The organism is Dermatophilus congolensis, from assembly GCF_900447215.1.
GTDB classification, from domain to species: domain Bacteria; phylum Actinomycetota; class Actinomycetes; order Actinomycetales; family Dermatophilaceae; genus Dermatophilus; species Dermatophilus congolensis_A.
Genome location: NZ_UFYA01000001.1, coordinates 578,665 through 604,732, shown reverse-complemented (window position 1 = coordinate 604,732; position 26,068 = coordinate 578,665). Strand labels below are relative to the sequence as shown.

General features: G+C 55.0%; 19 protein-coding genes. 4 read left to right on the top strand and 15 right to left on the bottom strand.

What is annotated here, in order from left to right; all coding sequences use genetic code 11:
• Positions 1–34 precede the first annotated feature (34 nt).
• Both pheT and pheS read right to left on the bottom strand, forming a co-directional pair.
• Positions 35–2,611, bottom strand: coding sequence for a phenylalanine--tRNA ligase subunit beta (gene pheT / locus DXZ77_RS02580; protein WP_115029699.1), 2,577 nt, complete (start codon positions 2,609–2,611; stop codon positions 35–37).
• Positions 2,611–3,705: a phenylalanine--tRNA ligase subunit alpha gene (gene pheS / locus DXZ77_RS02575; RefSeq protein WP_115032444.1), complete on the bottom strand. Its 1,095-nt coding sequence runs from the start codon at positions 3,703–3,705 to the stop codon at positions 2,611–2,613. The genes pheT and pheS overlap by 1 nt, the downstream gene beginning before the upstream one ends.
• Before the next feature lie 85 nt (positions 3,706–3,790).
• Here pheS and DXZ77_RS02570 point away from each other — a divergent pair, with 85 nt between their 5' ends.
• On the top strand, positions 3,791–4,729 hold the full coding sequence (locus DXZ77_RS02570; RefSeq protein ID WP_115029697.1) for an exodeoxyribonuclease III: 939 nt from the start codon (positions 3,791–3,793) through the stop codon (positions 4,727–4,729).
• Between the two features lie 13 nt (positions 4,730–4,742).
• Here DXZ77_RS02570 and DXZ77_RS02565 read toward each other — a convergent pair whose 3' ends face one another.
• The 4 genes from DXZ77_RS02565 to infC all read right to left on the bottom strand — a co-directional run bounded on the left by DXZ77_RS02565 (position 4,743) and on the right by infC (position 7,050).
• Positions 4,743–5,573, bottom strand: a complete 831-nt coding sequence (locus DXZ77_RS02565) for a TrmH family RNA methyltransferase (RefSeq protein WP_258553088.1) — start codon at positions 5,571–5,573, stop codon at positions 4,743–4,745.
• A gap of 25 nt (positions 5,574–5,598) precedes the next feature.
• Positions 5,599–5,982 carry a 50S ribosomal protein L20 gene (gene rplT, locus DXZ77_RS02560; RefSeq protein WP_115029695.1) on the bottom strand — a complete coding sequence of 128 codons (384 nt, stop codon included), beginning with the start codon at positions 5,980–5,982 and terminating at the stop codon, positions 5,599–5,601.
• A 110-nt stretch (positions 5,983–6,092) separates the two neighbouring features.
• Entirely contained in the window at positions 6,093–6,287 is a 195-nt protein-coding gene (rpmI, locus tag DXZ77_RS02555) for a 50S ribosomal protein L35 (RefSeq protein ID WP_028326906.1), read from the bottom strand.
• 154 nt (positions 6,288–6,441) lie between these two features.
• Positions 6,442–7,050 (bottom strand): translation initiation factor IF-3, encoded by a 609-nt coding sequence (gene infC / locus DXZ77_RS02550; protein ID WP_371667033.1) that lies wholly within the window; start codon positions 7,048–7,050, stop codon positions 6,442–6,444.
• 629 nt (positions 7,051–7,679) lie between these two features.
• Between infC and aspA the strand changes: the two genes are divergently transcribed.
• On the top strand, positions 7,680–9,131 hold the full coding sequence (gene aspA, locus DXZ77_RS02540; RefSeq protein WP_115029690.1) for an aspartate ammonia-lyase: 1,452 nt from the start codon (positions 7,680–7,682) through the stop codon (positions 9,129–9,131).
• Complete coding sequence (locus DXZ77_RS02535) at positions 9,128–10,441, top strand: anaerobic C4-dicarboxylate transporter (RefSeq protein WP_115029689.1); 1,314 nt, start codon at positions 9,128–9,130, stop codon at positions 10,439–10,441. The genes aspA and DXZ77_RS02535 overlap by 4 nt, the downstream gene beginning before the upstream one ends.
• A 95-nt stretch (positions 10,442–10,536) precedes the next feature.
• Here DXZ77_RS02535 and hisH read toward each other — a convergent pair whose 3' ends face one another.
• The 6 genes from hisH to DXZ77_RS02500 all read right to left on the bottom strand — a co-directional run bounded on the left by hisH (position 10,537) and on the right by DXZ77_RS02500 (position 15,811).
• Positions 10,537–11,181, bottom strand: coding sequence for an imidazole glycerol phosphate synthase subunit HisH (gene hisH, locus DXZ77_RS02530; protein WP_115029687.1), 645 nt, complete (start codon positions 11,179–11,181; stop codon positions 10,537–10,539).
• A complete protein-coding gene (locus DXZ77_RS02525) occupies positions 11,178–11,855 on the bottom strand; it encodes a hypothetical protein (protein ID WP_147279167.1) in 678 nt (225 codons plus the stop codon). Before DXZ77_RS02525 ends, hisH begins: the two co-directional genes overlap by 4 nt.
• Positions 11,836–12,051 (bottom strand): hypothetical protein, encoded by a 216-nt coding sequence (locus DXZ77_RS11665; RefSeq protein WP_147279166.1) that lies wholly within the window; start codon positions 12,049–12,051, stop codon positions 11,836–11,838. Before DXZ77_RS11665 ends, DXZ77_RS02525 begins: the two co-directional genes overlap by 20 nt.
• Before the next feature lie 299 nt (positions 12,052–12,350).
• Positions 12,351–12,611, bottom strand: a complete 261-nt coding sequence (locus tag DXZ77_RS02510) for a type II toxin-antitoxin system antitoxin (protein WP_115029680.1) — start codon at positions 12,609–12,611, stop codon at positions 12,351–12,353.
• A gap of 1 nt (position 12,612) precedes the next feature.
• A complete protein-coding gene (locus DXZ77_RS02505; RefSeq protein WP_306746471.1) occupies positions 12,613–13,605 on the bottom strand; it encodes an SPFH domain-containing protein in 993 nt (330 codons plus the stop codon).
• A gap of 43 nt (positions 13,606–13,648) precedes the next feature.
• Complete coding sequence (locus tag DXZ77_RS02500; RefSeq protein WP_258553087.1) at positions 13,649–15,811, bottom strand: S9 family peptidase; 2,163 nt, start codon at positions 15,809–15,811, stop codon at positions 13,649–13,651.
• Between the two features lie 255 nt (positions 15,812–16,066).
• On the opposite strand from DXZ77_RS02500, the gene DXZ77_RS02495 reads away from it, so the two are divergent.
• Entirely contained in the window at positions 16,067–17,533 is a 1,467-nt protein-coding gene (locus DXZ77_RS02495) for an SDR family oxidoreductase (RefSeq protein ID WP_181816000.1), read from the top strand.
• On the opposite strand, the gene dnaE is transcribed toward DXZ77_RS02495, so the two are convergent.
• The 3 genes from dnaE to ptsP all read right to left on the bottom strand — a co-directional run bounded on the left by dnaE (position 17,534) and on the right by ptsP (position 25,971).
• The gene (dnaE, locus tag DXZ77_RS02490) at positions 17,534–21,025 is read right to left on the bottom strand and encodes a DNA polymerase III subunit alpha (RefSeq protein ID WP_371667481.1); all 3,492 of its coding nucleotides are present in this window, start codon (positions 21,023–21,025) and stop codon (positions 17,534–17,536) included.
• Between the two features lie 333 nt (positions 21,026–21,358).
• The gene (locus tag DXZ77_RS02485) at positions 21,359–23,386 is read right to left on the bottom strand and encodes a glucose PTS transporter subunit IIA (RefSeq protein WP_115029674.1); all 2,028 of its coding nucleotides are present in this window, start codon (positions 23,384–23,386) and stop codon (positions 21,359–21,361) included.
• A gap of 23 nt (positions 23,387–23,409) precedes the next feature.
• Positions 23,410–25,971: a phosphoenolpyruvate--protein phosphotransferase gene (ptsP, locus tag DXZ77_RS02480; protein WP_115029672.1), complete on the bottom strand. Its 2,562-nt coding sequence runs from the start codon at positions 25,969–25,971 to the stop codon at positions 23,410–23,412.
• Positions 25,972–26,068 lie beyond the last annotated feature (97 nt).

The following is a 26,068-nucleotide window of genomic DNA, read 5'->3' as shown; positions in this document are numbered from 1 at the left end:
GACCGGCGCGCTACGCACACCGCTCACACTCACATCAACCACGCAACTCCGCTCCAGTAGCCTTCTTAGCTGCTGCAACCGCATCATCACGCAGTGCACTAACCTGCGTCGTCTTAAGCGTTTTCTCCCGAGGGCGGAACGTCAACCGATATGCCAACGACTTCTTACCCTCACCGACCTGCTCCCCACGGAACACATCGAACAGAGTCAACTCTTCCAACAACGGCCCGGCCCCTTCACGCAAGGCCGACTCCACCTCTGCTGCCGAAACCACCTCATCCACAACCAAGGCGACATCCGTATTCGCTACAGGCAACGTTGACAACTTCACAGCCTGAGCACGACAAGCAGCGAACGCATCGATCAAAACATCAACGTTCAGCTCTGCTGCACACGTGCGCGCAGGCAAATCAACTGCCTTGCAAACACGCGGAGCCAACTCACCCGCATAACCGACACACTCACCAAATTCTGTAGAAACCTTGGCACAACGTCCCGGATGCCACGGCGCGCACTCAGCAGCTTCAACTACCAAGTTCAGCCCCAATGCTCGACCGACTTCAAGCACAGCACCAATGACATCAGCTGCATCAAACGCACGCGCCTCAACATCAGGCGCAGCAGAAACCGCAGCTCCCGCAGCCACGAAAGCCACATGATGCGGTTGCTGAGGCAGCGCTTGATCAATCTGCGCCAAAACCTCCGCTTCAGGCTTGGCACCCACAGCAGGCACTGGCGCTGCTACCGGCTCCTCAACACCGTGCACAACACGGCCCACCTCGAAAACAGCAACATCCCGAATTCCTCGAGCCACGTTACGCGCCGCAGCATCAACCAGCGTTGACAAAACCGTCGTACGCAATAACGGCTGCTCAGCGCGAAGCGGATTCACCAGACGACGCGCAACACGACGCTCATCTTTCTCGCCATACTGCAACTCATCGAAACGCTCAGAAGCCACAAAGGGATACGTCAGCACCTCAACGAATCCTGCATTCGCCAAAGTATCCGAAACACGACGCACAACACGCTGAGCAACCGTTAAACCTCGACCACCAGGAGCCGCGGGGAGAACAGACCCAATCTGCTCATACCCCCGTAAACGAGCCAACTCTTCAACAACATCGGCTCCTGTCCGCAAATCTGGACGCCATGAGGGCGCAACAATGCTCAACGTTCCATCACCATTGCCCGTGGCTGACACTCCCAGCCGCGACAATTCCTCACCAATCTGCGCCGGCGTCCACTTCAGCCCCACTAGCCGCTCCGGCTCATGCATAGACATGGTGAACGGTGTGGTAATACGCGCCAGCGCAACACGCTCCCCCACATCCGTAACACCTTCATCCGCCGTACCACCGGCATAACGAACCAACAAATCTGCCACCATCTCCGCAGCAGCCGGAGCAAGAGCAGGATCGACACCTCGCTCAAAACGCTTCGACGACTCGCTACTCAGCCGATGACGCCGCGAAGAACGAGCAACACTCACCGGATCAAAACAAGCAGCTTCAATCAAAACATCTGTCGTCTTATCGGTGACCTCAACCCCCATTCCTCCCATCACACCCGCCAACACCAGCGGTTTCTCACCTGAGTCAGTAATAACGAGATCCTCGCCATGGAGCTCCCGCTCCACCCCATCTAGCGTCGTCAACTTCTCATCAGGCCTAGCCCGACGAACCACGATCGGTCCTTCAAGCTGAGAAAGATCAAACGCATGCAACGGATTGCCAAGCAGCAACATGACGTAATTCGTCACATCAACCACAAATGAAATCGGACGCATCCCCGACTGCACCAGCCGCTGAACCATCCACTCAGGCGTAGGCGTATCAGGATTCACGCCACGCACAACACGCGCAACGTAACGATCACACCCATCATTACCGCGAATAGGATTTTCGTCTTCCAGGCGAACTTCATAACCAGATTCGTTGCCCTCCGGTGCCCGCGAAGCCGCATCTACAGCAGGGTCCACCACCGGAGCGCCTACCGACAAAGCAAAATCACGAGCCACCCCGCGCATCGAGAAGGCGTAACCCCGATCAGGCGTGACGTTGATTTCAACAACTTTCTCATCCAGACCGAGCAACTCAATAGCATCCGCACCAGGCACGCAACGAGCAAGCTTGTCCGGATTGTTCTTGAAGTACTCCGTCAGAACGATGATTCCCTCGTGATCTTCACCTAGACCAAGCTCATCTTCTGCACAAATCATGCCGTTACTCATATGCCCATACGTCTTACGGGCACTGATCTCGAACCCACCAGGAAGCACGGCGCCAGGAAGCACAACAACAACAAGATCACCAACATCAAAGTTGTGTGCCCCGCACACAATCTCCTGATCTTTTTGTTCAGAAAGACGCTGCCCGTTTTCACCAACATCCACCGTGCACCAGTTGATGACTTTGCCATTCTTCTGGGGCTCTTCAACACGCGTCAGCACGCGGCCAACCACCAACGGCCCAGAGATTTCACCGCCAAGAATGGCCTCTTCTTCAAGGCCTACGCGCACCAATGCTGCTGCCACTTGCTCAGCAGTCATCTCATCAGGCAAGGAGTTCTTGCCCACGATGTCCCTCAACCACGAAATCGGTACCCGCATCAGATCTCCAAGCCAAACTGGGTGCTGAAACGCACGTCACCCTCAACGATGTCAAACATGTCTTTCACCCCGTGCCGCAACATCAAGGCACGCTCAATACCCAACCCAAACGCAAAACCGGTATAAACCTCCGGATCAATTCCAGCAGCCAGCAACACGTTCCGATTAACCATGCCGCAGCCACCAAGCTCGATCCAACCAGTACCTCCGCACACCCGACACGATGCCTCACCACCGGCACACGCCCAGCACTGCACATCCATCTCAGCACTTGGCTCAGTGAACGGGAAGAACGACGGCCGCAGCCTCGTCACCACCTCTGCCTGAACCAACTCAGACAAGAATCGGTCCAAGGTACCCCGCAGATGGGCCATCGTCAGGCCCTTATCAACCGCCAAACCTTCAATTTGGTGAAAGACAGGTGTATGCGTGGCATCCAAATCATCCGTGCGGAAAACCTTGCCCGGAACGGCCACGTATACAGGCAAATCCCGCTCGTGCAACACTCGCATCTGAACTGGCGAAGTATGCGTCCGCAACACCAACCCACCATCGGCAGGCTCCACGAAAAAGGTGTCCTGCATCGCCCGCGCCGGATGGTCAGGAGCAAAGTTCAAAGAGTCAAAGTTAAACCACTCCGCCTCGACTTCCGGACCATCAGCGATTTCCCATCCCATACCGACAAAAATGTCAGCAATCCGCTCTGACATCAGTGAGATCGGGTGCCGAGCACCAATACGGCGACGTTCAGGAACGACCGTTACATCGATAGTCTCCTCGGCCAGCATCTTCTCTTCATGCTCAGCCTCCAAGATCTCCTGCCGTGCAGCCAAAGCACGACCAATCTGCCCACGTGCAGCACCGACACGTTTGCCAGCTTCAGCCTTAGCACTTGGCGGCAACGCTCCAATTTCACGATTCGCCAAAGCCAACGGGCTCTTCTCGCCAGCATGCGCAACACGCGCAGCTTTCAACTCATCCAGATCCCCCGCAGCCTCCACAGCAGCAAGGGCATCTGCAAGCGCAGCCTCGACCGACTCGGCCGACAAAGCGCTCACCTCTACAGGATCGTAATTCGTATTGGGTCCGGACACGTACCTGATCCTAAAGGCGAGAGCGCATGAGTGCCGCACCCATACGGACGCTTCTGCACAATCACACAGCACTACTCTTGTAAAAATGCAGCGTATCGCCACCTTCAACATCAATGGCATTCGTGCCGCACACCGCCGCGGATTCACTTGCTGGCTTCAAGAACGCAACTGCGACGTGATCGCACTCCAAGAAGTACGAGCCTCACTCGAAGTACTCCCCACCAATGCCTTCGGCCCCTACTACACCGCCTACAACCCCGGCACACTCCCCGGCCGAAACGGCGTCGCCATCCTCACAAAACAACCACCCGAAGATGTACGCACCTGGAACCTTACTCACCCCGCAACCATCTTCACCCCCAACAATGGCGAAGCCGATTCCTACCCAACACCACAGCGAGAGAGTTCTCCCACGCACCTGGCACGCGAACTCAAAAAATTCATACACGAAGGCCGTTGGATCGAAGTAGACCTGGCAGAAGCACCAATCACAGTCATCTCTTTATACGTACCCAAAGGAGGCCTACCAGCAGAACTACAACGCCCCGGAAACTCTCGCGAACCTATGGACGGCGGTGCAAAACACCTCCGGAAAATGGATTTTCTCACCGGACTAGATAGACAACTCACCCGCGCACGAAGGCAAGCAAAAGCACGAGGCCGCGAACTACTCGTCATGGGAGACTTCAATATCGCCCACGAAAACTGGGATGTCACCAACTGGCGAGCAAATCGCCGCTCTGAAGGCTTCCTTCCCATCGAACGAGAGTGGCTCAGCAAAATCCTCTCGCCCCGAAAATTCATTGATGTCATCCGGCACCGTCACGGCCCCACCCCCGGACCGTACAGCTGGTGGAGCTGGCGCGGACAATCTTTTACCAAAGACGTCGGATGGCGTATCGACTACCACTTAGCCACACCAAAACTCGCCGAAACCGCCGTTAACGACACCACAGACAAAGACAGCTCTCCAGACTCCCGTATCTCCGATCACTGTCCCGTCATCATCGACTACGCCATTTAAAAGATCAGCACCATCAACCACGCGCCTGAGACGAAGCGAACATACAAATCGTGGCTGCCATTGCAAGGTTTAGCGACTCTGCTCGATGAAGAGGAATTGAGACAACCTGATCACAAGAAGCACTCATCTCTTCCGTGAGCCCCCAAGCTTCATTTCCCATCACCCACACATGAGAACGCGTCAAATCTGCCTCAGCAATAGGTGTATCTCCCTCACCATCTGCGGCATAAGCAACCACACCAGCCTCTTCACGAAGCCGCATCAACGTGCTCTGCACATCGACTCCCGTAACAACAGGCAGATGGAACAACGAACCCACAGTTGAGCGAACTACCTTCGGGTTGTACAAATCCACGCTTGAAGAACCAACCAAAACCGCATCCGCACCCATCGCGTCTGCGCCCCGCAAAACGGTCCCTGCATTACCTGGATCACGCACCGCAGCCAGCATGACAAGCATCCGAGGACGATCAGATCCCTCTTCAAGGATCTTCTCTAATGGCACGTCTACTTTCTCAACCACGGCCAAAACGCCTTGCGGGCTCTCCGTATCGGCCATCACAGCCAATACTTCAGCAGTCACCTCATGAACGAAAACTCCCGCAGCCAACGCCGCATCGACAATGTCCTTATGCCGCTCGCGACCATGCGGATCAACATAAACATCAATAATTGATCGTGGGCACCAAGCCACTGCCTCCCGAACTGCTTGTGGCCCCTCTGCGAGAAATCTTCCCTCTTTTTGCCGCACACTCCGGCGAAGTAATGCACGAACACGACGAACCCGCTCCGCTCTCGGATTATCGAGGAGGGAACGGGTTCGTCGATTGCTTTGAATACTCACGCAGCGATCGTAGCTGCGCTGAGGATCAGGAGTCCTGCTCACCCTTCGACTGAGCCGGAACGTTCGCCTTGGCGATCTCCACTAGCGCAGTAAACGCAGCAGGGTCAGAAACAGCCAATTCAGCTAGCATACGGCGGTCGACATCAACCTCAGCAGCTTTCAGTCCCTGAATGAAACGGTTGTACGTCATACCGTTCGCACGAGCTGCAGCGTTGATGCGCTGAATCCAGAGACGACGGAAGTCGCCTTTGCGCGCGCGACGGTCGCGGTAGCTGTAAACGAATGAGTGAGTGACCTGCTCCTTCGCCTTGCGGTACAGGCGAGAACGCTGACCGCGGTAACCGCTGGCTCGCTCGAGGGTAGTACGACGCTTCTTATGGGCGTTAACCGCCCGCTTCACGCGTGCCACGTGATTCTCCTTGCTAATCGGATCCGCACCCGCACCTCACGGCCTTTACAGGCCGGGCACCGGAAGACTTAAAGCCTTACAGCGGAAAATATGTTCGGTGTGCGAGTGGCTTACTTGCCGAGAAGCTTCTTGACCTTCTTGGCGTCCTGCGGCGCAAGAACCTGGTCATCCTGCATACGACGAATCTGCTTGCTCGACTTGCGCTCGAGAAGGTGACGCTGGCCCGCCTGCTCGCGCATAACCTTGCCGGTACCGGTAAGGCGGAAGCGCTTCTTCGCACCACTGTGAGTCTTGTTCTTCGGCATGGGCCGATCTCCTTGTCGCTGTCGGGCCATCACACGCGAAACACGCGGATGGGCGCCGGTTGGCGCTATTACTGCCGGTAAACCGGCGATACGGACGAAGCATGAAACAACATCCGCCAAAAGGATCAGCGAGCCGATCCTGTGAAGCAGAGCCTCAGACCTGCTCGACTGGCTCTTCAGCTGCAGTCTCAGCCGCTGCTGCCGGCGCTTGCTTCTCAGCTTTAGCCTGCGCAGCCGCCCGAGCAGACTCGTCACGCTTACGACGCTGCTCAGCCTTAGCTTCTGACTTCTTCTTCGTTGGAGCGACCACCATCACCATGTTCCGGCCATCCTGCTTTGGTTGACTTTCCACCGTTCCTAGTTCGGCGACATCATCAGCCAAACGCTGGAGCAGACGGAACCCCAACTCCGGGCGGGACTGCTCCCGACCACGGAACATGATCGTCACCTTGACCTTGTCACCACCAGAAAGGAATCGGACAACATGGCCCTTCTTCGTCTCATAGTCGTGCGCATCGATCTTCGGTCGGAGCTTGATCTCCTTGATGACCGTATTGACCTGGTTCTTGCGGGACTCACGGGCTTTCAAAGCGGCTTCGTACTTGTACTTGCCATAATCCATGAGCTTGGCCACCGGCGGATTGGCATTAGGGGCAACCTCGACCAAGTCGAGATCAACCTCCGCAGCCAGACGCAAGGCCTCATCAATATTGACGATCCCGGCCTGCTCGCCGTTCGGTCCAACCAATCGAACCTTGGGCACTCGAATGCGGTCATTAATACGGGCTTCGCTGATGTCGCGCTCCTTTAATCTCGTGGATCCCTAACGAGGCGATCCTCTTTGAACACCTCGCCCGGCCAGGCTGCCCACAGAGGCCATGCCTCGAGAAGCCAGCAGAGCAAACCTCCACAAACTTCTCGAACCACGGACACCTGGGACACAAAAAATGCCTCTCGCAGACATCACGAAAGGCATCACCCAACACGAGACTCAGGTCCCCGAAAGACCCGACACACGACAAATCAATGTCGAAGACCCGTGACCCGAACGCAAAAGCGATAAACAGGTGGAAGCAGGGAGCGCCTCACTTGATGTCCACCTACACCGCTAAACCACAACATCTTTCACAGATGAATGACTTTGCATACGCAGGCCGACCGGTCGACTCACCATCTTATCAAGAATCCCCACCGAAGACCAGATCACCCCACCGACCTACCACCTTCAACAACCTCTTCCCACGTGACCCCCAGCACCGCCCTGATAACCCCCTCACATCCAGCTAATACACCCCCAAAACAAGCCCGGCCACATCACCAAAAGAGCATGCTTAAACCACCAGACCGCACCTTCAACAACAGAATCCCACACACCAAAACAAGGAGACACACATGAGCACCACCCGCACCGAAACCGACCTACTCGGAAGCAAAGACGTCCCCGCCAACGCCTACTACGGCATCCACGCCACCAGAGCCATCGAAAACTTCCCCATCTCCGGACACACCATCAATGACACCCCCGCCATGATCCGCGGCATGGTCATGGTCAAAAAAGCCGCAGCAATGACCAACAAAACCCTCGGAGCACTCAAACCCGAAACCGCCGACGCAATCATCTGGGCCTGCGACCAAATGCTCGACAACAACCGCTGCATGGACCAATTCCCCATCGACGTATTCCAAGGCGGCGCCGGCACATCCCTCAACATGAACACCAACGAAGTCATCGCCAACCTAGCCCTCGAACACCTCGGTGAGCCCAAAGGAAGCTACAAAATCGTCAACCCCAACGATGACGTCAACCGCAGCCAATCCACCAACGATGCATACCCCTGCGGATTCCGCCTCGCCGTCGACACCATGCTCGGCGACCTAGCAGACACACTGGGCGAACTCAACGCCACCTTCGCCAACAAAGGCGACGAATTCACCGAAATCCTCAAAATGGGACGCACTCAACTTCAAGACGCCGTCCCCATGACCCTCGGCCAAGAATTCACTGCCTTCGCCGTCACCCTCGGAGAAGAACTCCGCCACCTCGACAATGCCCGCACCCTCCTACTCGAAATGAACCTCGGTGCCACAGCTATCGGAACCGGACTCAACACACCCCCCGAATACGCCAACCTCGCCCTCGTCAACCTCGCTCGAGTCAGCGGCCGCCCCTGCGTCCCCGCCCCCAACCTCATTGAAGCCACCAGCGACTGCGGGGCTTACGTCATGGCCCACGCAGCACTCAAACGCCTTGCTGTCAAACTCTCCAAAATCTGCAACGATCTACGCCTCCTATCCTCCGGACCCCGCGCAGGACTCAACGAAATCAACCTGCCCGAAATGCAAGCAGGATCATCGATCATGCCCGCCAAAGTGAACCCCGTCATACCTGAAGTCGTTAACCAGGTCTGCTTCAAAGTCATGGGCAACGACCTCACCGTCTCCCTCGCCGCAGAAGCCGGACAACTCCAACTCAACGTCATGGAACCTGTCATTGCCCAAGCGCTCTTCGAGTCCATCTCACTACTTAAAAACGCCTGCACTACCCTGCGCACCAAATGCATTCAAGGCATCACCGCCAACCCCGACGTATGCCACGAATACGTCACGAACTCCATCGGCGTGGTTACCTACCTCAACGACTACATCGGCCACACAGCCGGTGACGCCGTCGGCAAAGAAGCCGCCGCAACAGGTAAAAGCGTCCGCGAAATCGTCCTCGAACGAGAACTCATGGACGCAGACTTGCTCGATCGCGTACTTTCACGCGAAAACCTCATGCGCCCCCGCGACCTGCGCGAACTCGCAGAAAACGGGACTCCCTCCGACCCACAGGCTGCTCGATGATCTGGATTCACCTTTTAATCGTCCTCACCGCAATCCTCCTCGGCGCGAGACTCGGCGGCATCGCCATCGGTTTCGTCGGCGGCCTAGGAGTACTCGCACTAGCCCTCCTAGGCGTATCCCCCGGCGACATGCCACTCGACGTGATCTCCATCATCATGTCCGTCATCTGCGCCATCGCAGCAATGCAAGTAGCAGGCGGAATGGATTACCTCGTCAACCTCGCCGAAAAACTCCTCCGAAAAAACCCCAAACACCTCACCATCCTCGCCCCCGTCGTGACCTACCTCATGACCCTCATGGCAGGCACCGGGCACACAGCTTTCTCCACCATGCCTGTCATCACCGAAGTAGCTAAAGAAAACGACATCCGCCCCTCACGCCCACTCTCAGTAGCCGTGGTCGCCTCCCAAATCGCCATCACCGCCTCCCCCATCTCAGCGGCAGTGGTGTTCTTCTCAAGCACCCTCGAAAAACAAGGAATCGGCTACCTACAAGTACTCGGCGTAGCCATACCATCCACATTCATCGCATGCATGCTCACCGCATTCACAATGATGCTCATCGACAAATTCAACCCCAACAGTCCCCTTCACAAAGACCCGATCTATCAAGAACGACTTGCAGCAGGCACCGTCGAATCACGCAAACACCAAAACCAAGAACCATCCCCCAACGCCCGCACATCAGTCCTCATCTTCCTCATCGGCCTTATCGCCGTCATGAGCTACGCCACTGCGATCTCTGACAAAGTCGGCCTCATTGAAAACCCCCCGATGACCCGTGACCAAGCCATCATCGCTTTTATGCTGACAATCGCTGCGGCCATCGTGCTCATCAGCAAAGTCCCCGCCAGTGAAGTCCTCAACGCATCAACCTTTAAATCAGGTATGAGCGCCTCCATCTGCGTGCTCGGCGTTGCATGGCTGGGAACAACTTTCGTCCACGCACACACCGCCGCAATCAAAGGAGCTGCAGGAACCCTACTCACCCAATACCCCTGGCTACTTGCAGTAGTTCTCTTCTTCGCCGCATCCCTTCTCTACTCACAAGCCGCCACAGCCAAAGCACTCATACCCTCAGCTCTAGCCCTAGGCGTAGCCCCCGGCGCAGCAGTGGCAGCATTCCCCGCCGTATCTGCTCTCTTCGTTCTACCGACTTACCCGACCCTGCTCGCAGCAGTCGAAATGGACGACACCGGAAGCACCCGCATCGGCAAAGCAGTCTTCAACCATCCATTCCTCATCCCCGGCGTACTGGCAATCACCTATGCAGTAACCATCGGATTCGCCCTCGCTCACATCATCATCTGACCAAACGCCAACATTGCAGTGGGGCGGGCAAGACCATCTAGGTCTTGCCCGCCCCACTGCAATGTTGGCGACTCACAACGACCAGCACAACCCATCTACCGCTTCAAAGTTCCAACCCAATTCCGCAACACCACTTCACCTGCCGCACCCGAACTCTCGGGATAAAACTGTGTAGCCACCAACGGGCCGTTCTCCACCGCAGCAACAAAACGACAGCCATAATCCGACCACGACACCAACGGCCTCACAACCTCAAACGAGCCCGTCGGACACAGCGACCACGAATGCGCCGCATACTCGTGCTCGAAATAAAAACGCTCCCCACCCACGCCAACAAACAACTTCGACCCCTCAGCCGCATCAACCACAACCCACCCAACCTGCGGCACCGCCTCTCCTTTCACCGGCTCCAGAACCTCAGGCCACTCCCCCAAACCAGCAACCTCACCCCCTAACGCATCCACCACACCTTCAAACATCACCTGCATCCCTAGGCCAATCCCCAGAACCGACCGCCCACCACACAACCGAGTCTCAATCACCTGTGGCCCAAAAACCGCAGACAACTTCTCCATACACACACGGAAATCACCAAAACCTGACACCACAAGCCCATCAGCATCCTGACACTCACACCGATCCGAAGTCACAACTACCCTTGCCCCCACACGCTCAAGCACAGCAGCAACTGGTCGAACATCGCCAACTCCATACTCCAGCACCGCAACAACAGGACTCATTCCTTAGTCCCCTCCTCAACACCACGCTCTCGAACCAGCTCATCCACAACTTTCTCGAACTCTCGCGCATATTTCTCACGCGGAGCAACCACCCGCACTCCAGGCAACGCCCTCACATCACCGTGCTCAGAAAACAGCTCCACCCCCGGCAAAGCCAACGTTTCAAACACAGCATCCACAACCTCCGCAGCGACACCACCACCATCCACCAAAACCCGGTGCAAAACAGCTGACGCATGCGCCTGACGAGACTGAGGCAGCCCAGAAGAAGCAACCACATCCGCAATATCTGCCTCCAACAGCCCCGCAGGCGGCACGATCCCCTCCCCCGGCGTCCAAATAATCCATCTCACCTCACGACGAAAACCACGAGGATGCAGGGTCACCGCTGTTTGCTGCCCCACACGAAAAATCCCGATAGCCGGCCGCATCCCCATGCTCACTGGACGCCCCGCCAACGCCCGCACTGGGTCGTCATACGGAAAACGAACCCGGCTAGGTCCCGCAGGAGAAAGCAACGTCCACCCCTCAACTGAAGCTACTCCAACCTCAGCAATCCCCCTCTGCGCCCACGCCACCACCGCCGAAGAACGCCCCGTAGACAACAAAACCCCCTGATCCGCCATCGCAATGCGCCCACCCGCGGCGCCCAGATCAGTGAGCACCTTTGGCATTAGAGATCTCCCCCACCCGCGGGTTCACCTGAACCACACGCACAACAGCAGACAGCATCTCCAACGACAGCAACATGACCCTTGCAACATCACGCATCAGGCCAAACGCAGAACTATTCACTAACCGGCTCTTACCGAAATCGACTACACAGGGACCGGACGATGCCCCCACGAACTGCGCGGTGGTCTCAAACATCCCGATCTCCCTTACTCTCGGCCGTCTCCACATTCTCGCAGGCAAAACACACGGCAACGCCGCAGAAACTCTCACTGCGCGCAATGCCCAACAAACCCAAAGCGCAGGATGCGTCAATCACACCTGCGACACAGATATTCCCCGAATAAACACGAAGACAGATTTCAGAGCCAACCACGAGACTCCCTGGCACCAACATTCACGAATGAACATCAAACCCAGAAAATGACAGCAGCCAGTCTAAAAGGGCTCTCTGACAATCAAAACGACAAAAATGCAGCCACCGACCAACCTCACATCTACTTTCTCGGACGGCCACGCTTACGCATAGGAGCAGCATCTTTCGGCGCTCGCCCCTCCTCACGCAGAGCCCGTCTCAGCACAAACTCGATATGAGCATTAACACTGCGAAGCTCATCATTCGCCCACTTCGCCAAGGCCTCATGCACCGCCGGGTCAAGACGCAACAAAATCTTCTTACGCTCAACCCGCCGACTACCATCAGAAGGCGCGGAATCCTCATCTACCGCGCCCTCCTCAACCCCTTTTTCCACAGCCATCTCAGCTGTACAACGATCCCGAATTAACTACAGGTGTCACAGACTTCTCACCGCACAACACCACAAGCAAATTACTGACCATCGCAGCTTTACGTTCATCATCCAGCTCCACAATGGACTCCGCCTCCAACTTCGCAAGCGCCATCTCAACCATTCCCACAGCTCCTTCAACAATCTGCGCACGCGCAGCCACTACAGCCCCCGCTTGCTGACGTTGCAACATCGCTTGAGCGATCTCCGGCGCATACGCCAAGTGCGAAATACGAACCTCAATGATTTCAATACCAGCCAGAGAAACTCGCTCTGCTACTTCGTAAGCCAACTGTTCGGAAATTACATCTGTCGAACCACGAAGCGATGTTCCAGAACCGTCATAATCGTCATAAGGATGACTGCCCGTTACGTGACGCAACGCAGACTCAGCTTGCGTACGCACGAAAGACTCATAGTCCTCCACAGCAAACGTCGCCCGCGCAGTATCAGCAACCTGCCACACCACAATCGCCCCAACCTCAACAGGGTTGCCACCTGAATCGTTGACCTTGATGAAATTCGTCTCGAAGTTATGCACTCGCACGGATATCAACCGCTTCGAGGTCAATGGCAGCGCCATCAAAAGACCGGGAGTGCGCAACGTACCTACATAACGACCAAAAAATTGCACAACCCTCGTCTGACCTGGTGACACGATAGTCAAAGACGACAGTGCCAGCGCTCCCAATGCAAGCACTAGCAGTGCCAGTAGCCCTGCTAGTGCGAACGGCTCCCCCGAATCAGCAGAAGTCACAAAAACTACAGCCATCGCAGCTCCACCGACGATAAGCGCCAAGCCGACGAAGAGAGCAACAAATCCGTCAATAGACCAAGCTCTACGCTCCGCAACATCGACACGAGCTCCGTCATGCCCTACCGGTTTTGTAGCCACTGGAGCCCTGTCTTCACTCCGAACATCTTCGAGGCTCACTTCGGTGGGCTTCTTGTTGTCGCTGCTCACGACTTCACCTGCTTTCGATAGCGGGTACCTAGAGTGGAACTACCTACCCACGCGCTACGCGCTCAGTAGCCCCCAACTGCGCCAAAACAAACGACTCCTCACGCGCATACTGCTCCCACGCCTTATAGCGACCACTACGCCCCCCATGACCTGCCACCATCTCAGTCACAAGAAGAATCGGGCGGTCCTGCCCATTCGTCGCCACCTCACGCAACCGGGCCACCCACTTCGCCGGCTCAGCAAACGAAACCCTCGTGTCATTCAAACTCGTCGTCGCCAACACAGCCGGATAACACACAGGCCGCACATTTTCATAAGGGGTATATGCCTTCATATAGGCATACACATCCGCATCATGCAGAGGGTTCCCCCACTCCTCCCACTCCGTCACCGTCAACGGCAATGAGGGATCAAGAATCGTATTAAGCGCATCCACAAACGGAACCGCCGCATGCACCACAGCAAACTTCTCCGGAGCCAAATTCACCGCAGCCCCCACCGTCAAACCACCTGCAGACCCACCTTCCAAAGCCAAACGACCCGGAGCAACAAACCCACCCTCAACCAAAGCATCCGCACACGCCACTACATCAGAGAACGTATTCGCCTTGTTGCAAAGCCGCCCCTGCTCATACCAAGAACGTCCCAACTCACCGCCACCACGCACGTGAGCAACAGCCCACACCACCCCACGATCCAACAAGGACAAACGCGGCACAGAAAACCACGGATCCAAACTCACTTCATACGCACCATAGGCATACAAAACCCCTGGAGCCGTGCCATCCAACGGAGTATCCGCTCGCGCAACCAACGACATCGGCACCTGCGTACCATCAGCTGCCACAGCCATCACTGAACGACTCACATAATCCGCCTGATCAAAACCACCAAGAACAGGCCTGGTCTTCAACGTCACCCGATGACGCGACCCAAGATCCAACGAAACAACACTCGGTGGCGTCACAAGCGTTTCATAGGAATACAACAACTCAGACGTTTCGTAATCCGGGTTAGACCACAAACCAATCGTATGCGAAACCTCGTCCGTAGGAATCTGCCACGGATCACTCCGCCACGCTCCAGGCAACCATGACTCCTGCCCAGCCGGAGCCTCTATACCATCGAGAACACCCAACCGGCGCACCACCCTCAACTGCGTAAATCCACCTGAGCGCACCGCCACCACCACATCACGCGCAAACGCACTCACCCCAACAACCCGCTCATCCTTGGCAGGCTCCAACCACCTCACCCAATCCTCCCGTGAAGACGATTCCACCGGAGCAAACGCCACCTCAAAGTCAGCATTGTTCGCATTATGCGTAACAAACATGACGTCCCCCGCAGGCTCCACGTCATACTCCACACCTTCAATACGTGGAGCAACGCACCTCAAATCACCACACGGGTCACCCAACTCCAGCAAATGCGTCTCACTCGTATTCTTCGATCCCGAAGAAATCACAAGAAAACGCTCATCCGACGAATCGCTAATTCCCACCCAAAAACGCTCATCTTCTTCCACAAAAACACGTACATCATTCTCAGCAGAAGACCCCACCTCGTGACGCCACACCTCACACGGACGCCACGCATCATCCACCCGCGTGTAAAACACAAACCGGTCATCGCTGGACCACACCAGCCCATACCCCACCCCACGGACCACATCATCAACCACCTGGCCATCACAAATACGACGAATCCGCAGATCAAAACGCTCATCGCCCGTCAAATCCACCAAATACGCGTACAACTCACCCGAAGAGCTCACAACCTGCGAACCAACAGTGAAAAACTCCGCATCCCCGGCCTCAACATTGCCATCAAGTAGCACTTGCTCTTCAGGCAACGTCTCTACCCCTACCTCAGGACGCTCACCATCAACATCCGGAACACGACAAGCAATTCCATATTGGCCGCCCTCAACCGTCCGTGAGAAATACCACCAACCCCGATAACTCACAGGAACCGACATGTCAGTTTCCTGCGTACGCGAACGAATTTCCGAAACAATCGATTCACGCAACGGACCCAAATCAGCCATAACCGATTCTGCATACGCATTCTCAGCCTCTACATGCTCAATAACACGAGCATCCTCCACATTGGCCATCCATGCATACGGATCAGCAACAGCATCCCCGTGCACCACACGAACACGATCGCCACGAACAGGGCAAGGGGGCATCAATGCAGACATGCCCTAACTCTACAAACCCGCCAGCACCTTCCACGACCTCTCCCCAACACCCGCATGAACACGCCCACCACCACCCGATAAGATCAACTCTGGGGGAAGAACACAGCAACAGCACCCGGGGGCAACAAGCCACCGCAACTCGTCACGCCCGCCAACCACATGCGCATCACACAACAGGTTCAGCGAAGCACCACACGTGACGACTGGAAGTCTGCCCCCACGCACCGAACACCACCACGCACGAGAGAGGCCACCGTGACCAACGGTCCAGCACGTCCCACACACGTGCTCATCACCGGCGCCACAGGACTTCTAGGCACCGCCCTACTCGAATCCTGGCTCCGCACAAGCGACGCACATATCTCAGTTCTAGTACGCGACGCCGACCTGCCCGCCGCTGAACGCCTCCTCACCACTCTGCGAACCTCTGCCTTTGACGCTCTACGCACAGCCCGTACACCCCTACGTGAACGCATTACCCTCCTACCAGGCAGCCTGCGCGACATAGACCCCCGCACACCTCGTTACCTACCCCTTCCAACAAACATCGACCTCGTTATCCACGCAGCCGCTGACACACACCTCGAACACCCTCTTGGCCCACTCATCGAAGCTAACGTCGCAAGCACCGAATCTCTCTATCGGGCACTCGCAACAACCGGGGCAACCCCGCATGTCATCCACATCTCATCCGCGTACACCCAAGCAGGACGTACAGCCCTCGCCTACGAAGGGCCCGTTCGCCACGACCTGCGTTGGCGCGAAGAAATTACGCACATCGCCGGCAAACCTGACCTTGCCTGCGACCCACAGGCAGGACGTGCCTACGCTCGCCGCGAAGGCTGGGTAGACGCCTACACCTACACAAAAGCGCTTGGAGAACGCGTAGCCGAAGACCTCTGGGCAGGAGCAGGGAACCAACTCACCATCGTCCGCCCAAGCATGCTTGCCAGCGCTGCCGTACACCCACACCCCGGATGGTTCCGCGGCACCACCGCCCTCGAACCACTTATCAAGGCATACATACACGGCGACATAGAAGAGAAACCAGCACCCGCAACAGCCACCTTCGACATCGTCCCTGTCGACGCTGTCGTTGACATCATCCGAGCAGCTGCCTCTCTACCAGGACGCCCAGGAAGAGCCCGCTATCTTCACCAATCCACTAGCACAACAGCACCACTGCGTTTAGACGCCCTTCTCACACACCTGGATGCCGCGCTGCAAGCCCACGGTCGGCCAAAAGAACACACTGAAGCCGCCGATCCTGCCCCGACCACACGTCGCCAACAATTCACAGAGCAACTTAGAAAAACTGGCAACGAACTGCGCAACCGTCTTTTCGGCGCACCTAAACCAACACGGGCTGACCTGGCCACCAATCTTCGGCATCACGAAACCTTTGGGCCCTACCTCGACAGTTCTACTGCGTTCAACGCGGCCGTAACCAGCGTTTTACTCGCCGAATACCGCACCAACGGAGGAACAGCAGTCGATCTCCACGGATTCGACTGGCGAACCTACTTCACCACCATCCTCGTACCCGCGTTAGGACGGGCACGAGGATGGTGGAAAACCTCAACAAATACTGTGCCCCGGCCTACTCAGCCCAATACAAACATCCGGCAAGCAGTCGCTCAACAAGGACAATTGGCGCGCAGCGTGGCCACTGTCCTGGATGACACAACCCCAGAAGTAAGCAGAGGCGAAGCAGCTTCTTAACTACCCAAGACAAGAAGGCCCAAGCAAAGCCTTCAAATCACCAAACAACGCAGGAGTAGCCTCTACGCGCAATGTGTCATCGAGACGCATCACCACCGAACGACCCGGCTGCGTCAAACGAACGTGAACTTCCGTGCCTCCAGGATGCTCACTCAAAACAGCTTTCAGCTTGTTTGCCATTTCCACAGTTGCACGCGCAAGGGGAATCGAAACCATCACCGGACCGCGAGCACCACCATCCGTCAAATCCGGAATAATCAGATCCTGTGCATAAATCGAAACTTGATCATCACGTCGATTTACTCGACCACGAACAGCACAAACAACATCAGTCGCCAACATAGTCGACACTGTTTGATAAGTCTTCGGGAAGAAAAGGCAATCGATCCCTCCATCGAGGTCTTCTAATTGAACAATTGCCCACAAATCGCCATTTTTTGTACGCTTAAGCGAAAGGTTCGTAATAAGACCGGCAATCGTGACCGTTGCCCCATCGCCCCTCCCGCCTTCTTCAACCAAAAGAGAAGCAATCGACGTATCGGCATGTTTTGCAAGAATATGCTCAAGCCCATATAGCGGATGATCTGAAACATACAGACCGAGCATTTCCCGCTCGAAAGACAAAAGTGTTTTTTTATCCCACTCTTTGTCAGGGATAGCAGGCAGGGCACTCATCATCCCCACTGACTCGTCGGCCTCGTCTCCGAAGGCACCGAACAAGGAATCCTGCCCCACTGCTTCCTTACGCTTGACATCAACTAGCGCATCTACATACTGCTCATGGACAGACACAAGGCCAGAGCGAGCATTCCCCATCGAATCAAAAGCACCAGATTTAATCAGCGACTCAACCGTACGCTTATTGCAAACAACTGAGGGTACTTTACCTAAGAAGTCACTAAAAGATGTGAACTCCCCTTTCTCTTCCCTGGAGTTAATGATCCCCTCCACCACAGGCCCACCAACGTTGCGAATCGCAGATAACCCGAACCTGATATCTTCGCCGACGGCAGCAAATTTCTCAACAGAAGCATTCACATCTGGAGGGAGAACTTTAATTCCCATGTGTCGACATTCATTCAAATAAAGAGCCGACTTGTCTTTATTTTCACGAACACTCGTCAACAAAGCCGCCATATACTCGGCAGGATAGTGAGCTTTTAAATAAGCGGTCCAATAAGACACTACGCCGTAGGCTGCAGAGTGCGCCTTATTGAATGCATAGTTCGAGAAAGGAACTAGAACATCCCACAAAGTCTGAATAGATTTTTTTGAAAACCCCGAATCCAGCATCCCCTTCTCAAAAGCAGGGAACTCCGCATCAAGGACTTCTTTTTTCTTTTTACCCATAGCCCGACGAAGCAGATCAGCGCTACCGAGCGTGTATCCGGCAAGACGCTGAGCAATTGCCATAACCTGCTCCTGATATATGATCAAGCCATACGTATCACCAAGGATCGGCTCTAAAGCCTCAGCAAGCTCTGGGTGAGGATACTCAACTTCCTGCTGTTTATTTTTACGTAGGGCATAGTTAGTATGCGCGTTTGCACCCATGGGACCAGGACGATAAAGAGCACCCAAAGCTGAAATATCTTCAAAGTTGTCCGGACGCATTAGACGCAACAAAGACCGATAACCAGTGGAGTCAAACTGAAAAACTCCCAGCGTATCGCCACGAGTCAACAAATCATAAGTAGCCTTATCCGTTGGGTCACGCCGCAAAGCATCCAAATCAACTTCTTCGCCGCGGTTCATTTTCACATTCTCAAGTGCATCATCAAGAATCGTAAGATTGCGCAGCCCGAGGAAGTCCATCTTCACCAGCCCCAACGTTTCGCACGTCGGGTAATCAAACTGGGTAATGATTTGACCGTCCTGCTCCCGCTTCATAATCGGGATCACGTCGATAAGGGGTTCAGAGGACATAATGACGCCAGCGGCGTGCACTCCCCATTGACGCTTAAGCCCCTCAATTCCCCTAGCTGTCTCTACAACTTCTTGCGCATTAGGGTCTGCTTCTACTACCTCACGGAAATCTTGACCTTCTGCGTACCTCTTATGTTCGGGATCATATAACCCAGACAGAGGTACGCCCTTTCCCATAATGTCAGGCGGCATAGCCTTCGTAAGCTTTTCCCCTAATGCAAAGGGAAATCCCATAACGCGACCAGCATCTTTAACCGCTTGCTTGGCTTTGATCGTGCCATACGTCACGATCATTGCCACTCGTTCTGTCCCATACTTCTCGGTTACATACTTAATAACCTCAGGGCGACGACGATCATCGAAGTCAACATCGAAGTCAGGCATCGACTTGCGCTCAGGATTCAAAAAACGCTCGAAAATAAGCCCATGCTCATACGGGTCCAGATCCGTGATTTTCATTGCATATGCGCACATAGATCCTGCACCAGAACCGCGCCCAGGCCCTACGCGAATCCCGTTATTCTTTGCCCACTTAATATAGTCAGCTACGACAAGAAAATATCCAGCGTAACCTTTTCCAATAATGACTTCCTCTTCATATTCTGCTTGCTTGCGCGCATACTCAGGGACACCGTCTGGGAAGCGCTCACGTAGCCCCGTTTCCACCTCTTTAATAAACCAACTAGTCTCGTCTTCACCTGGAGGACAGGGATACTTAGGCATAAAACGCCCCTCCCCCTCAGTGAAAGAAACCTCGCACCTTTCCGCAATAGCCAAAGTGTTATCGCAAGCTTCTGGCAACTCACGCCACAAGTGCCTCATCTGTGCTGGAGACTTTAGATAAAACTCATCAGCATCAAATTTAAAGCGATTGGGATCCATAAGCGTAGATCCAGATTGAACACACAAAAGAGCAGCATGCGCTTTTGCATCTTCAGCATGCGTGTAGTGCAGATCGTTTGTGGCAACTAAAGGAAGATTCAGTTCTCTTGCCAGTCGTAGAAGATCACGCTGAACACGTCGCTCAATGTCTAGACCATGATCCATTAACTCACAAAAATAGTTTTCCGGACCAAAAATATCTCGAAAGTCACTAGCGGCCTGTTTTGCTTCCTCATACTGCCCTAGACGCAACCTCGTCTGAACTTCCCCAGAAGGGCAGCCGGTAGTTGCAATAATTCCTTTGCCGTACTGTTCCAGAAGATCCCGATCCATACGCGGCTTGAAATAATGCCCCTCGATCGAGGCAATTGAGCACATACGAAACAAATTAAGCAAAGAATCGTTTGTAGGCGCCCACATAGTCATATGGGTGTAGGCACCTGAACCTGAAACATCATCACGACCACCCGGACCAAACTTCACACGTGTTTTATCAGCGCGTTGAGTTCCCGGCGTTACATATGCTTCGATTCCAATAACGGGCCGCACATCGTGCTTTTTTGATTTTTTCCAGAACTCATAAGCGCCGAAAATATATCCATGATCTGTTGTAGCAACAGCAGGCATGCCCATCTTTTTAGCTGCCGCAAACAGATCGTCAATCTTTGCAGCACCATCAAGCATTGAATACTCGGTGTGATTGTGCAGATGCACGAAAGAATCATTATGTTTCGTCAACTTTAATTCAGTTGACGGCGCTGAACTAACGCTAGGAGTTTCTGACGGCGACTGGGGCGCAGCGTCCTGTACAACAGGCGCGGCGGCTTCGGGTGCGTGCATTGACATGGTGATCCCACTCTAGAACGCCTTACCCTCATGGTCGACGGACCACTGCGTGCGTCTTCGTGCATACAGACCTTGCTGCGCAGTTCCACACCACAATAACTATACAACGCAGAGGGGCTGTGTCAGAAACCTCCTGACACAGCCCCATAACTAGCGCGTTAAACCTTCAACTCATGCACCAGCCGGTTCAGTCACCACCTGAGCAACAGCCACGATCAGCTCATCACCGACTTTGACCTCACCACTGGCAACACCCTCCACGAGCGAGAACTCGTTGCGGTTAGAAACAACCACTGGCGAAAGCAGCGGATGCCCAGCCTCGCGGATGACAGCGGGATCGAAGGTAACTAGCTTATGACCAGCAAAGACCTTGTCTCCACGCTTCACGTGGGCCTCGAAACCTCGCCCGCCAAGAGAAGCAGTTCCTGTTCCGACGTGCACAAGAAGCTCAACACCGTTCTCAAGTTGGACTCCCACAGCCTGCCCACCCTGAGCGATGAAGCTCACTGTGCCATCAGCAGGCGCAAAGACCTCTGTACCAGTTACTTCGATTGCCACACCAGGACCAACTGCGCCGATAGCGAAAGCATCATCAGAAACAGAAGACAACGGCTTAACAACGCCCTGAAGCGGAGAAGGAATGTTCTTCCGGTCACCAACAATCACCTCGGCAACGGCTGGTTTCTCTTCCTCCGTAGTGACGACTCCATCTTCAGCAGCAAGTGCTGCACGCTGAGCTGCACGCTCTTCAGGAGTCATGTAGTCCGCAACAATGACCAAAATCATTGCAGTGAAGAAAGCAACAGCAATAGCAATAGTGTATAGAAGCACATTGTCAAACGCCGGGATAGTGAGCAATGAAGTGAAGACGAATGCCTTCGTTTGCAAACCACCACCAAGACCGACGACCAAACCACCTAGACCACATCCGATGAGCATTCGGGGGTAGATGCGCTTATAACGCAAGTGAATTCCATAAAGGCTCGGCTCAGAAATACCACCTAACAGACCCGCAGCCAAAGCCCCCGTAGCGGTCTGGCGCATCTGAACTTCTTTGTTCTTAACCGCCAAGAACAAAACCCCAGCCGTGGCACCAAAGCAGGCGAAGTTCCATGCGCCCATCGGCCCCTGGATAAAGTCATACCCAAGGGTCTGAATATTGAGAAGCATGATTGCGTTAATAGGCCAGTGCAAACCCAACGGCACCATGAACGGGTAGGCCAAAGGAATGACAATCGCAAAAATCAGTGCGTTGAAGTCATTAATAGACTTAAGAACCTGCCCAATAGCCGCGCCTGCATACACCCCGATAGGACCAATCAGGAACGCAGTAAGCGGGATCATAATAAGCATGGCTAGGAATGGGACGAAGATCAGATGCAAGCTCGTCGGAATGATCTTCTTCAACCACTTGTATAAGGGGCCAAGCACCGCAGCCATAAGAAGAGGAGGGAATACTGAGCTGCCGTAGTTAAAGATCGTCAACGGCAAACCAAAGACAGAGAAGATCTTCACCTCAGACCCGAACACAGTTGCTGTGCCGGCCATCTTGCCGAGACCTTCAGAAAAGGCTGGCAACATCAACACAGCCATGATGCCGAATCCAACCCACGGATCCGCACCCAGCTTTTTAGAAGCGTTGTAGGCGATCATCAAGGGCAGGAAGGTGAAGACACCCTGCCACATCAAGTTAATGAATGGCCATCCACCGTCAAGTTGCACGCGCGGATCAGCCCAGTTGCCAATAACCTGCAAGGTCGCCATCAACGACATGAATGTGATGAACAACGAAGCGCCGAGCAACGCGCCAATAATCGGTCTGAAGCTATCAGAGAGGAACTCGAAGAAGGAGTCAACTGCCGCGGACTTCCCCCGAATCCCCCCAGCCCGAGCTGCAGCCTTGGTCGCTGCCATCTCGTCCTCGAAAGATTTCTTTCCGCTACCACCCTCAGCCATGCCTGGCAAGGCCATGATGTGGTTATAGACGCTATCGACGTGGCCGCCAATAACTACCTGGTACCGATCACCGGTTTGTGGCACGGCACCCATAACCACGGGGAGTTGCTCCAAGGCAGCCGCGTCTACCTTAGAGCTGTCCACCAGCTGAAACCGCAAGCGGGTGGCACAGTGTGTGAGGCCTACGACATTGTTTGCCCCACCAACGCCAGCGAGAATCTCGCTCGCTTCATTATTTGCCATTTTGACTTCCTGATTTTTCCGGGTCAGGCCGACGTGGACTGACCATCAAGGGGATTGAGGGCTCTCACCTCAGTCGCAGTGCCAGCTTCAAGGGCTTTGTCGGCCAACACACGACAGTCTTCAAATGAAACCGCACGTACTGCGGCTTTAATCTCCGGGATAGCAGGAATCGAGCACGAAAGCTCATCCACGCCAAGCCCAATAAGGAAAGGAACGGCTTGAGGATCAGACGCTATTCCGCCGCAAACTCCCAGCCACTTTCCTTCAGAATGTGCAGCTTTCGCTGCTCGACCAATCAGTTGCAGTACCGCCGGATTGCACGGATCCACCTGACTGGCCAGCTTAGGATGCCCGCGATCCATCGCAAGCGTATAACTCGTCAAATCATTAGTGCCGACACTAAAGAAATCGACTTCTTTTGCGAATTGTGAAGCCATCACAGCCACAGAAGGAACCTCAACCATGATTCCCAACGGCACGCGCGCTACACCAAGGGAAACAGCCTCAGCATCAAAGATCGCCTTGGCGGCACGGAATTCTTCAAGAGTAGCGATCATCGGAAACATGACCTGCAAATTCGTGCCACCATCTGCGGCGCGGAGAATTGCCCTGGCCTGAGTGCGCAACACCTCCGGTCGCTCCAATCCCACACGCACCCCCCGAACACCGAGGAAGGGATTTTCTTCACGCTCAATAGGTAGGTAGGGCAATGGCTTATCCCCACCAACATCAAGCGTGCGAATCACCAACGGCTGCCCGGGATGCAGCGAACGAGAAATCTCGCGATAAATACTCGTCTGCTCATCTTCGCTTGGAGCAGACGAACGCCCCAAGAAAATAAACTCACTCCGCAACAAGCCAACACCCTCGGCGCCATATTTCATCGCCGAACATGCATCCTCAACGTTGCCAATGTTGGCTACAACCTCAATGGAGTATCCATCCGTCGTCACCGCACTCTCATGCGCGTGAGATAGGTCTGCCTCGTGCTTAGCAGCCAATGCTGCCTGACGTTCTTCAATACGCGCGATCTCGGCATCATCAGCCCCCATACGCAAAGTACCAGCTGCGCCATCGAGAATAACCCGCGTTCCGTCAGGCACTTCCAGCGCTGCGCGCTCAATACCAGCCACCGCAGGAATCCCCATGCTGCGGGCAATAATCGCTACGTGGCTCGAGGCTCCACCAGCGGTAGTAGCAAACCCAACAACCTTGCTGCGATCAAGGGCTGCAGTGTCAGACGGAGTGAGTTCCTCAGCAACAAGGATGGTTCCCTCCTCAAACTCCATCACCTCGCCGGAATTGCCTGTCAGCTCAGCAAGCACTCGCCGACCAACATCACGAATATCTGTCGCCCGCCCAGACAAAACCTCATCACGGAGCGCAGCCAACTGTGCCGCCTGCGCCATAAACGACTGCTGCCAAGCAAATGGCGCACTTCTACCGGCATTAATCTGTGCAACAGCACCCGTCCGCAACTCGGGGTCAGCGATGATCTCACTATGCGCGGCGAAAATCGCTGCTTTCTCATCGTCGCTAGCAACGCGCTCACTCAACGCCACAATCTGCTCACGCGCCCGCTCAATGGCCGCATCGAGCACTCGCAACTCTTCAGCAGGATCAGATGCGTCTTCGGCAAAGTCAGCAATATCAACATGCAACTGCCGAACATGCCCAATCGCCAATCCTGTTGAGGCCGCAACACCAAGAAGCAGATTCGGATCCCCTGACCGTGGCCCCGACCAAGAATCGACAGAAGAATCACTCGCAGCCACAGCGGCACTAGACCCCGCATCCGGACCAATATCGTCGCCAAGACCGCTGAGAATTGCCGCAGCCAAACGCTCCACCGTCTTCTGCGCGTTATCGCCACGCGCAGCCACCTGCACAGCAGAACCCCGAGTCAATCCAAGAGCCAGCACACTAGTGATGCTCGTCGCATTTGCAGATTTTCCCGCATAGCGCAGCTCAGACTCGCCACCAAGCTCTTTAGCCAACGTCACCAAAGTGGCAGCCGGACGCGCGTGCATACCCGTTGGGTTCGGAATGATCAGCTCTTCGGAAACAACAAAGTCCCCCTCAAAGGCAGATTCCACCTGAGCAGAAAGCTGCGCCCCAGGCACAAGCGTGACTCGAGCGACAGCGTCCTCCCCGACAGTCACTAGTCCACCAACGACCTCAACACCACTGACCAACTCGCCATTGGTGATAACCACCTCGGTCAAGGTGCTAGTTGCTTTCTCAGAGACCACTGCCAAATCGAAGCGCACCAACGGTTCACCAACTCGAACAACCTGTCCAGTCTCGACCAGGGCTTCGAAACCCTCTCCATCAAGACGCACGGTCTCAAGTCCGATGTGCATCAGCACTTCGAGACCTTCACCTGTCCGAATAGTCACCGCATGCTTAGAAGGATGAAGATCAATCACCTCACCATCTACAGGCGCACACAGCTCCGAACTCATCGGATAGATGGAGAATCCATCCCCGACCATCCTCTTCGCGAAGACTGGGTCGGGGACCTCCTCCAAGGGCACAACAGCACCAGTCATCGGTGCCATCAAGACCACGCGATCTGCAGTCATTGCTCGATCACTTTCTTCAAGGTTGCTTAAGGGTACGCCGCCGTGCACCTCACACAAGCAGATGCACGTACAACTAAACCCTGACGCTACCTCGAAG

Excerpts from the sequence above, each read along its gene's own strand:
- DXZ77_RS02500 (WP_258553087.1), bottom strand. The coding sequence starts at position 15,811 with ATGTCTGCATTGATGCCCCCTTGCCCTGTTCGTGGCGATCGTGTTCGT.
- DXZ77_RS02485 (WP_115029674.1), bottom strand. The coding sequence starts at position 23,386 with ATGGCAAATAATGAAGCGAGCGAGATTCTCGCTGGCGTTGGTGGGGCA.
- rpmI (WP_028326906.1), bottom strand. The coding sequence starts at position 6,287 with ATGCCGAAGAACAAGACTCACAGTGGTGCGAAGAAGCGCTTCCGCCTT.
- dnaE (WP_371667481.1), bottom strand. The coding sequence starts at position 21,025 with ATGCTTGATGGTGCTGCAAAGATTGACGATCTGTTTGCGGCAGCTAAA.
- ptsP (WP_115029672.1), bottom strand. The coding sequence starts at position 25,971 with ATGACTGCAGATCGCGTGGTCTTGATGGCACCGATGACTGGTGCTGTT.
- aspA (WP_115029690.1), top strand. The coding sequence starts at position 7,680 with ATGAGCACCACCCGCACCGAAACCGACCTACTCGGAAGCAAAGACGTC.
- DXZ77_RS02510 (WP_115029680.1), bottom strand. The coding sequence starts at position 12,611 with ATGGCTGTGGAAAAAGGGGTTGAGGAGGGCGCGGTAGATGAGGATTCC.
- DXZ77_RS11665 (WP_147279166.1), bottom strand. The coding sequence starts at position 12,051 with ATGTTTGAGACCACCGCGCAGTTCGTGGGGGCATCGTCCGGTCCCTGT.
- DXZ77_RS02525 (WP_147279167.1), bottom strand. The coding sequence starts at position 11,855 with ATGCCAAAGGTGCTCACTGATCTGGGCGCCGCGGGTGGGCGCATTGCG.
- DXZ77_RS02535 (WP_115029689.1), top strand. The coding sequence starts at position 9,128 with ATGATCTGGATTCACCTTTTAATCGTCCTCACCGCAATCCTCCTCGGC.
- pheT (WP_115029699.1), bottom strand. The coding sequence starts at position 2,611 with ATGCGGGTACCGATTTCGTGGTTGAGGGACATCGTGGGCAAGAACTCC.
- hisH (WP_115029687.1), bottom strand. The coding sequence starts at position 11,181 with ATGAGTCCTGTTGTTGCGGTGCTGGAGTATGGAGTTGGCGATGTTCGA.
- DXZ77_RS02570 (WP_115029697.1), top strand. The coding sequence starts at position 3,791 with ATGCAGCGTATCGCCACCTTCAACATCAATGGCATTCGTGCCGCACAC.